We start from the raw sequence: 8,686 nt of genomic DNA, 5'->3' as shown, positions 1-8,686 counted from the left end.
GTTCCGGCTTTGATCACGCGAGATGCGCCGAAAAGCCCTCTGCCGGGTGGGGGTTGCGGGCTTACCATCGGGGCATGGACGGCGCTGGTGGCGTCCTCGCGAACCTGATCCTCTTTGCCGTGGTCTGCCTCGCGCCCACGGTGCTGTTCTGGTGCGCGCTGCGCGTCCCCAAGCTGGTCGGCTGGGTCCGCCAGAAACGCGCCAAGCCGCAACCCGAAGGCCTGCCGATCGAACGCGTCGCCGCGGACCTGCGGCGGGTGCACCGGCTGCTGGCCGGCTACCCGTCCGGGACGCCGGCCGCGCGGCGGATCGGCACCCGGCAGGCGTACGACGAGCTGCTCGTCCAGGCCTGCCGCCAGGTCGACGTCCCCCACCGGCTCGGGGAGCTGCCCGAGGGGATGGACCGCGAGATCGAACGCCTGCGCGTCGAGCAGTCGCTGCGGGAGCGCGGGCTGGCCGTCCCCTGAGTTGTACGGGCCGTGTACGCGCGCCCGGCACGCTGCCGGCATGCGATTCCTGATCGGCTTCGTGGCGCTGCTCCTGCTCGGCCTCACCCCGACGGCCCAGGCGGCGGCGAACTTCCCCCGGCTGGCCGTCGACGACTTCCGGCTCACCGCCGGGGACACCTTCGCCACCTACGGCTCCCGGGTCGCCGCGCTGGACGCGAAACTCCCGCCGCGCGGGCTCACCTCGCTGCTCGCCGACACCAACCGGAAGGCCCGCCCGCTCTGCCACGGCACCTACGTGGCCGCGGCCCTGAAGCCCGCCGGGTTCTGCTGGGAGGACGCGAACGATGACAAGACCAACGACTGGATCCCCCAGGGCCTCACCGGCTCCGGTGACGCGGACCCGGCGACCGGGACGGCCGGCGGCAAGCGTGTCGTGGCGGCGTCGTGGCACACCCCGGGCGACACGATGGTCCGCTTGTCCTTTGTGGACGCGACCGGCCTCGGCTACCGGCACGTCCTGCTGGTGGAGCCGACGTCCGGCACGGATTTCCGGGTCGTCACCGGCCACGGGCACGGCATGACCTGGGCCGGCAACCGCCTGTTCGTGGCGACCACCGGCGGCCTGATCCGCGTCTTCGACACGACGCACTTCTGGAAGGTCGACGCCGGCGCCGGGACGGTCGGCCTGGGCTCCGACGGCAAGTACCACGCGGCGTTCTACGACTACGCGATGCCCCAGATCGGCGCGTACTGGTACCCGGGCGGCGGCGCCTGCACGACGGCGACCGACGTACGCCCCTGCCTGTCGACGCTGTCGTTCGACCACACGGACTCGACGTTCGTGACGGCGGAGCACGTCCCGTCGGCGGCGGGCGGCCGGGTCCTGCGCTGGCCGTTCGACCGCGCCACCGGACAGCTGGCGGCCGCGGCCGACGGGCAGGTGCACGCGGTGGAGGGCTTCTCGTCGCCGGTGTGGGGAATGCAAGGGGCGGTGTCGCGAAACGGCTACTTCGTGCTGACGGGCGTGTGCCCGGAGTACGCGGGAGTGGCGGGCGACCACCCGTCCTGCCTGCACGGCGGCATCGGCGGCGCATCGACGTCGAGGCTGGCCGGCCAGGCCCCGGTGAACAGCCAGAACCTGTCGTACTGGCCGGCCACGGGGGAACTGTGGCTGATCAACGAGCAGCTGCGCGAACGCGTGGTCGTCCACGTCCCGTGGACGACGCTGACCGGGCGGCCCTGAAACGGCGGAAACCCCGCCACCGTGAGCCGGTGGCGGGGTTTCCGTAACGAACAACTCAGTCCAGGTAGTCCCGCAGGACCTGGGACCGCGACGGGTGGCGCAGCTTCGACATCGTCTTCGACTCGATCTGCCGGATGCGCTCGCGGGTCACCCCGTACACCTGGCCGATCTCGTCGAGCGTGCGCGGCTGGCCGTCCGTGAGGCCGAAGCGCAGCCGGACCACGCCCGCCTCGCGCTCGGACAGCGTCTGCAGCACCGACTGGAGCTGGTCCTGCAGCAGCGTGAACGACACGGCGTCGACCGCGACGACCGCTTCGGAGTCCTCGATGAAGTCGCCGAGCTGGCTGTCGCCCTCGTCGCCGATCGTCTGGTCGAGCGAGATCGGCTCACGCGCGTACTGCTGGATCTCCAGGACCTTCTCCGGGGAGATGTCCATTTCCTTCGCGAGCTCTTCCGGGGTCGGCTCGCGGCCGAGGTCCTGGAGCAGTTCGCGCTGGATGCGGCCCAGCTTGTTGATGACCTCGACCATGTGCACCGGGATGCGGATGGTGCGCGCCTGGTCGGCCATCGCGCGGGTGATCGCCTGGCGGATCCACCACGTGGCGTACGTCGAGAACTTGTAGCCCTTGGTGTAGTCGAACTTCTCCACCGCGCGGATCAGGCCGAGGTTGCCCTCCTGGATCAGGTCCAGGAACGCCATGCCGCGGCCGGTGTAGCGCTTGGCCAGCGACACCACGAGCCGGAGGTTCGCCTCCAGCAGGTGGTTCTTGGCGCGCTCGCCGTCACGCACGATCCACTTGAGATCGCGGCGCATCTGGGTGACGAGCTTCTCGCCCTCCTCCTCGGCGGTGCGCACGCGCTCGGCGGCGTAGAGCCCGGCCTCGATCCGCTTGGCCAGCTCCACCTCCTCCTCCGCGTTCAGCAGCGCGACCTTGCCGATCTGCTTGAGGTAGGCACGCACGGAGTCGGCGGACGCGGTGAGCTCGGCGTCCTTGCGCGCCTGGCGCAGCGCCTCGGACTCCTCCTCGTCCCAGACGAAGTCCGGGTTGTCGCTCTTGGCCGCGGCCTTGTCGGCCGCGGCGCCGCGGCGACGCTGCGCCGGGGTCTCCTCGTCCGACTCCTCGTCGTCATCGTCGTCGTCGGCCGAGTCGGCGTCCGGCTCGTCGTTGACCGTTTCGTCGACGACGTCGACCTCGACCTCTTCCAGGTCCGACAGGTCGGGTGTACCCAGTTCGTCGTCCTCGAGGTCGCCGGGACCGTCCGGCTCGCCGTCTTCGGTCTTCGCGCCCTTGGTCACGGCCTTCTTCGCCGGTGCCTTCTTGGCCGGCGCCTTCTTGGCGGTGGTGGTCTTGCGGGCCGCCGGCTTCGCCGTCCCGGTGGCTGCCTCTTCGGCCGGCTCGCCGGCTGCGGTCGCGGTCTTCGTCCCGCCTCGGGTTGCGGTTCTTGCGGCTGCCACTTACGCCCTTTCGCAGCGGTCGATCACGACGAGCAACGGCACGGGTGCCACTGCTGCCTCACATTCGGGGATCACGCCTCGGCCTGCGGTTTTGCCCTCCGCAGCCGTGGGCCGTGTTCCATTGTAACGACGGTACGCGCATGCGGTGCGAAGCGATCACCCTCAGCGCCGATTCAGTGCTGGATGCCCTCCGCCGCGGCGGCCGCGGCGCCGACGATGCCGGCGTTGTTCTGCAGGCTCGCCACCAGCACCGGAGTGCGGATGTCCAGCAGCGGCACCCATTTCTCGGCCTTCTTGCTGACCCCGCCGCCGACGATGAACAGATCGGGCCAGATCAGGTTCTCCAGCACGGTCAGGTAACGGTGCACGCGCTTGGCCCATTCGGGGTAGGAGAGCCCCTCGTTGTCCTTGACCGAGGCGGCCGCGCGCTTCTCGGCGTCGTGGCCGTCGATCTCGAGGTGGCCGAATTCGGTGTTGGGGACGAGCTTGCCGTCCTGGAACACCGCGCTGCCGATGCCGGTGCCGAAGGTCAGCAGCGCGGTGACGCCCTTGCGCGCGACCGGGTCGCCGAAGCGGATCTCCGCCATGCCCGCCGCGTCCGCGTCGTTGAGCATCGCGATCTGGTCGACGCCGCGGCCGAGCCGCTTGGCGAACAGCGCGTCGGCGTCGGTGCCGATCCACTGCTTGTCGATGTTGGCCGCGGTGTGCGCGACGCCCTTCTTGACGACCGCGGGCAGCGTGACGCCGACCGGGCCGTCCCAGCCCGCCTGCGTGACGACGTCGTGCACGACGTCCGCCACCGCCGACGGCGTCGACGGCTTCGGCGTTTCGATCCGGATGCGGTCGCCGATGAGCTGCCCCTTGTCCAGGTCGACCAAGGCGCCCTTGATCCCGCTGCCGCCGATGTCGATGCCGAAACCTCGGCGGGTCGCCTCCACCACGGACGTGGTCCCTTCTCGCACGATTCAGAAGCCTGCCTCGGAGACTTTAACCGGATGTGGTGACATGTCGGACGTGGGAGTTGACGAGTCGTTGCTGAAAAGCGTCGCGGTGCAGGTCGCGACGGACGCCGCCGAGCTGGTCCGCGAGGCCTGGGAGGGCATGGCTTCCGGTCGTGCGGTCGCCGTCGGGACCAAGTCCGGGGCCACCGACGTGGTGACCGCGGTGGACCACGAGTCCGAGCGCCTGGTGCGGGACCGGCTGGCCGTGCTGCGGCCGGGCGAGCCGGTGCTGGGCGAGGAGGGCGGCGGCGCGGCCGGGGCCGGCGTGACGTGGGTGGTCGACCCGATCGACGGGACGGTCAACTTCCTGTACGGCCTGCCGTGGTTCGCGGTCTCGGTGGCGGCGCAGGTCGGCGGGGAGTCGGTGGCGGGCGCGGTGGTCGAGCCGGCGAGCGGCCGCGTGTGGTCGGCGGCCCGCGGCCAGGGCGCGTTCCTCGACGGACGGCGGCTGGCGGTGTCGGCGCCGGACCGGCTGGAAGTGACGCTGGTCGGAACCGGTTTCGCGTATTCGCCGGAGCGCCGGGCACGGCAGTCGCGCTTCGCGGCCTCGCTGCTCGGGAACGTGCGGGACATCCGCCGCAACGGAGCGGCGTCGCTGGACCTGTGCGCGGTGGCGGCGGGCTGGCTGGACGCGTACGTGGAGCACGGCCTCAACCGCTGGGACTGGGCGGCGGGGGCGCTGATCGCGGCCGAGGCGGGCGCGGAGGTGTCCCTCCCGGGATCGGCGCCGGAGCTGGGACCGGATGCGACGTACGCGGCGGCGCCGTCGATCGCGGACCCGCTGCGGAAGGTCCTGTCGGACTGCGGGGCCGCGGAGGTCTGAGCCCGTTCCGGGTGGGTCGAAGTGTCCGGTCCGGGTCAGCAGGCCACGTCGCGGGCCGAAGCCAGCAGCGTCTGGTCCACCACCGGCGCCTTCGCGCCCGCGGACTGCTCGTTGCCGCCGCCGCCCTGGTGCGTCTTCGACCAGTCGGCGAGCTGCGTGATGATCTGGCGCGCCTCGGCCCGGGGCCGCAGGTCGCCGAAGAGCGTTCCGGTCACCACGTCGACGCTCGCGTCCTTGCGGTTGTCCTGGATCAGCTCCGCGCACGGCACCACCAGGCTGAGCGTCCGGGCCGCGGTGACGCCGTTCTCGCCGAAGCGGATCTGGCCGCGGCACTTGGCCTCGCGGTTCTCGTACGCCGGGTCGTTGGCCGGCTCGGCGCCGCTGGTGAACCCGAGCTCCTTCAGCGCGGTCGTGGTGATGCCGCCCTGGCCGCGGCTGCCCGAGGCGTTGAGGACCCGGTAGGCGACCTTGTCCGGCGGGACCGGAGCGCGGTCGTCGAGCGCGTTGTGGGGCAGGCTGCTGAACGTCACGCCCGGCGGCGGGCTCGCCGGCGGGTCGCACTTGACGGCCTCGTCGACGTCGCCCTTGCCGATGGCGGCGTTCACCCAGACGACGATCGCGCCCACCGCGAGCACGCCGATGACGATCAGCGCCGGCAGCGGCTTGTGCTTGCGATACGGCCGCGCCCCACGGTCCCCGATGCCGTTCCCCGACGCCACCTGCCCGTCCCTTCCCGAACACGAAACCGGCCGTGCGTACCGGGCACCGCCGAGGCCGGTCAGCCTAGGCGCTGCGACCCACGTACGTGGTCCCGGGTCACCCCGGAACGTACGGGGCCGGGGCTCCGCCACCCGGACCCCCGAAAGACCCAGCCGTTCCCGTGTCGATCCTGCGGTACCGGGCCCCAGCCGGACCGATCCCCGTGGCAGCGATCGCACCACGCCGGGGCGGCGCGGGGCAAGCGGACACCGGTCGCGCGTGAAGTTCTCCACCCCCGCGCAACCCGAACGGACGACAACGCGTCTTACCTGCGGGTTCCCCCTGTCGGGTGACGATTCCCCGGCAATGTCTGACTCGTTGCAGAACCCGGACAGCGGTGAGCTACCCTTCCCGGGCTCCGGCCGCAGGAAGAGGCCCGAAAAGAAGAGACCTCGGTCACTTCGGCCGTCGGGCACAAACAGGGGCCCTGGAACGTTGACCAGCGGCACGGCGGACTCACGGGCGCATCCGGGAGTCCGGGAAAACGACTACACAAGCTGATCGCAGGGGTGAGGGACACATGGCTACCGACTACGACGCTCCGCGCCGCAGCGAAGCCGACGAGCTGGCCGAAGACTCGTTGGAGGAGCTCAAGGCCCGGCGGAACGAGAACCAGTCCGGCGTCGTCGACGTCGACGAGGACGCGACCGCCGAGAACTTCGAGCTGCCGGGTGCCGACCTCTCCGGGCTTTCCGGTGAGGACATGACCGTGAAGGTGGTGCCGAAGCAGGCGGACGAGTTCACCTGCTCCGTGTGCTTCCTGGTGCACCACCGCAGCCGGCTGGCCGAGGACAACGGCGGACGCCTGATCTGCCGCGACTGCGCCTGACGAGCGCAGAGGGGTTCTCGGACACAGGGGACGAACAGACGCGACGGAGAGCCTCGAGGGCAGAGCCCGGCAAGAGCGAGGGAGAGGCTCGAAGCGCGCTGGGGACAAGGGGGCCGGCCGGCAGGCCGGCCCCCTTCCATGTACGGGGTCAGGCGCCCTTGAGCAGCTCGGCGACCTTTTCCGGGTGCCGGGTGCTGAACAGCCAGTACGGCGTCGGGTCGTTCGCGTCGGTGAGGTGCACCTTCACGACCGGGCCGACCCAGCCGCGGTGCAGCACGTAGGCGGCCGGGTCGCCGTCGCGCCCGAGCGCCTTGCGCTTGGCTTCCTTGTCGAAGATCTCCACCTCGCCGGCGTAGCGCAGCGGCAGGTGGGCGTCGCCGACCCACAGTTCCGGCTCGTCACCGCCGGTGATCCGGACCTTCGACCGGCCCAGCGACAGCAGCAGCGCCACGACCACCGGCAGCGCGATCACGTACGGCAGCCACGCCCGGATCCCCGGGTACCCGAGGTCGATCTCGGCGGCCAGGAGGATCGCGCCCAGGACCGGCAACGGCCAGCCCCACCACGGGACGTACAGCCGCTCGGAGTGCCGGACCGTCGCGTTCGCGGCCGTCTTCGCTGATTCACCCACGGGTAGAGAGTAATCTCGCGGCCCGTGTCCAGCGTTCAGGTACTCCTCTCCCGGCTCGATCCGGATGTCCCGCTGCCCGCCTACGCCCGACCGGGCGACGCGGGCGCCGATCTCGTCACCACCTCGGATATCGTGCTCGGACCCGGGGAACGCGGCGTCGTCGGCACCGGCGTCGCGATCGCGCTCCCGCCCGGGTACGCGGGGTTCGTCCACCCGCGGTCGGGCCTGGCCGCCCGGGCCGGCCTCTCGGTGGTGAACACCCCGGGCACGATCGACTCGGGCTACCGCGGCGAGATCAAGGTCTGCCTGATCAACCACGACCCGGTGCACCCGCTGGAGCTGACGCGCGGCGACCGCATCGCCCAGCTGGTCGTGCAGCGGGTCGAGCACGCCGAGTTCGTCGAGGTCGACCGGCTCGACGCGACCGAGCGGGGCGACGGAGGCTACGGCTCCACGGGTGGACACGCCACACTGGGAGCAGCACCGGCGCTCGCCGCGAGCGCCGCCACGGGGGAAGGAACGGAGAAGTAGTGGGGATTTTCGGACGCAAGCGGCGGACCGAGGGCGGGTCCGCCGGACGGCACGCCGCGCCCGAGGCCGAAGACACTTTCGAGGACGAGGCGTACGAGGAGGAATCGGAGCTTTCGGACGTCTCCGACGGCCCGTTCGACGTCGCCGACTTCGAAGACGACGGCATCCCGCGGATCGACCTCGGCTCGGTGAAGGTGCCGGTGCCGGACGGCTCCCAGGTCCAGGTCGAGATGGACCCGGAAGCGGGGGGCGTGCGCGCCGTGCACGTCGTCACCGAGCAGGGGCAGATCACGGTCAGCGCCTACGCCGCGCCGCGCTCCGGCGGGCTGTGGCGGGAGGTCAGCTCCGAGCTGGCCGACCAGCTGCGCTCCGACGGCGCCAAGGTCACCCTGGGCCGCGGCGTGTGGGGCCTGGAGATCTCGGCCATCATCGGCGACGTCGCCCTGCGCTTCGTCGGCGTCGACCGGCCCCGCTGGATGCTGCGCGGCGTCATCGCCGGCCCCCAGTCGGAGGCCGCGGGGGCCGTCGAGGTGCTGCGCGAGATCGTCCGGCGGACCATCGTCGACCGCGGCGACGCGCCGATGCCGGTCCGGACCCCGCTGACCATCACGCTGCCCGAGGCGGTCGCCGAGCACATCGCGGCCCAGCAACAGCAGGGCTGACCTGCGCCTGAAGGGCGCCCTCACCGCGGTGAGGGCGCCCTTCAGCGCGTTTTCCGGGCTCTCAGGAACGCCAGCACGGTCGCCCGGCCGAGCGCCTCGCGGTCCGCCCCCAGCGCCGTGAGCGTCGTCTCGCCGAGTGCCGCGCGGGGGAGTGCGCCCGCCCACTCCGTCGCGACTTTCGTCGGGTGGATCGGGTCGTCGGTGCACGTGCCGATCCCGGCCGGGACGGCCAGCGCCGCCAGCTCGGCGAGGGTGGGGGAAGGCCGGCCGGCCGCAACGCGCAGGCCGTCCGCCAGCCCGGC

The 8,686-nt window shown here is 71.8% G+C and carries 10 protein-coding genes and 1 pseudogene; 6 read left to right on the top strand and 5 right to left on the bottom strand.

Annotated elements, in window-relative coordinates; all coding sequences use genetic code 11:
* The first annotated feature begins 74 nt into the window (after nt 1–74).
* The gene (locus CCN39_RS42675; protein ID WP_086852264.1) at nt 75–467 is read left to right on the top strand and encodes a hypothetical protein; all 393 of its coding nucleotides are present in this window, start codon (nt 75–77) and stop codon (nt 465–467) included.
* 40 nt (nt 468–507) lie between these two features.
* On the top strand, nt 508–1,692 hold the full coding sequence (locus CCN39_RS42670; RefSeq protein ID WP_086852262.1) for a hypothetical protein: 1,185 nt from the start codon (nt 508–510) through the stop codon (nt 1,690–1,692).
* A gap of 55 nt (nt 1,693–1,747) precedes the next feature.
* Here CCN39_RS42670 and CCN39_RS42665 read toward each other — a convergent pair whose 3' ends face one another.
* Together CCN39_RS42665 and ppgK are read right to left on the bottom strand one after the other, a co-directional pair.
* Nucleotides 1,748–3,148, bottom strand: a complete 1,401-nt coding sequence (locus CCN39_RS42665; RefSeq protein WP_086852260.1) for an RNA polymerase sigma factor — start codon at nt 3,146–3,148, stop codon at nt 1,748–1,750.
* A 173-nt stretch (nt 3,149–3,321) separates the two neighbouring features.
* On the bottom strand, nt 3,322–4,089 hold the full coding sequence (gene ppgK, locus CCN39_RS42660; RefSeq protein WP_086852258.1) for a polyphosphate--glucose phosphotransferase: 768 nt from the start codon (nt 4,087–4,089) through the stop codon (nt 3,322–3,324).
* 64 nt (nt 4,090–4,153) lie between these two features.
* On the opposite strand from ppgK, the gene CCN39_RS42655 reads away from it, so the two are divergent.
* A complete protein-coding gene (locus CCN39_RS42655; RefSeq protein WP_086852256.1) occupies nt 4,154–4,972 on the top strand; it encodes an inositol monophosphatase family protein in 819 nt (272 codons plus the stop codon).
* Nucleotides 4,973–5,007: 35 nt separating this feature from the next.
* Here CCN39_RS42655 and cei read toward each other — a convergent pair whose 3' ends face one another.
* Nucleotides 5,008–5,691, bottom strand: a complete 684-nt coding sequence (gene cei, locus CCN39_RS42650; protein ID WP_086852254.1) for an envelope integrity protein Cei — start codon at nt 5,689–5,691, stop codon at nt 5,008–5,010.
* Between the two features lie 560 nt (nt 5,692–6,251).
* On the opposite strand from cei, the gene CCN39_RS42645 reads away from it, so the two are divergent.
* Nucleotides 6,252–6,560, top strand: coding sequence for a DUF4193 domain-containing protein (locus CCN39_RS42645; protein WP_013224476.1), 309 nt, complete (start codon nt 6,252–6,254; stop codon nt 6,558–6,560).
* A 148-nt stretch (nt 6,561–6,708) separates the two neighbouring features.
* On the opposite strand, the gene CCN39_RS42640 is transcribed toward CCN39_RS42645, so the two are convergent.
* Nucleotides 6,709–7,191 (bottom strand): DUF3093 domain-containing protein, encoded by a 483-nt coding sequence (locus CCN39_RS42640; protein WP_086852252.1) that lies wholly within the window; start codon nt 7,189–7,191, stop codon nt 6,709–6,711.
* Nucleotides 7,192–7,215: 24 nt separating this feature from the next.
* Here CCN39_RS42640 and dut point away from each other — a divergent pair, with 24 nt between their 5' ends.
* A complete protein-coding gene (gene dut / locus CCN39_RS42635; protein ID WP_086852250.1) occupies nt 7,216–7,722 on the top strand; it encodes a dUTP diphosphatase in 507 nt (168 codons plus the stop codon).
* Nucleotides 7,722–8,384, top strand: a complete 663-nt coding sequence (locus CCN39_RS42630; RefSeq protein ID WP_086852248.1) for a DUF3710 domain-containing protein — start codon at nt 7,722–7,724, stop codon at nt 8,382–8,384. The genes dut and CCN39_RS42630 overlap by 1 nt, the downstream gene beginning before the upstream one ends.
* A gap of 41 nt (nt 8,385–8,425) precedes the next feature.
* Here the strand turns inward: CCN39_RS42630 and CCN39_RS42625 are convergent.
* Nucleotides 8,426–8,686, bottom strand: a pseudogene (locus tag CCN39_RS42625) (alpha/beta hydrolase); the annotation flags it as partial.

The sequence above is a fragment of the Amycolatopsis kentuckyensis genome, from assembly GCF_002155975.1.
Classification (GTDB): Bacteria; Actinomycetota; Actinomycetes; order Mycobacteriales; family Pseudonocardiaceae; genus Amycolatopsis; species Amycolatopsis kentuckyensis.
Note: the sequence above shows the minus strand (reverse complement) of the source record. Positions and strands in the feature narration are given on the sequence as shown.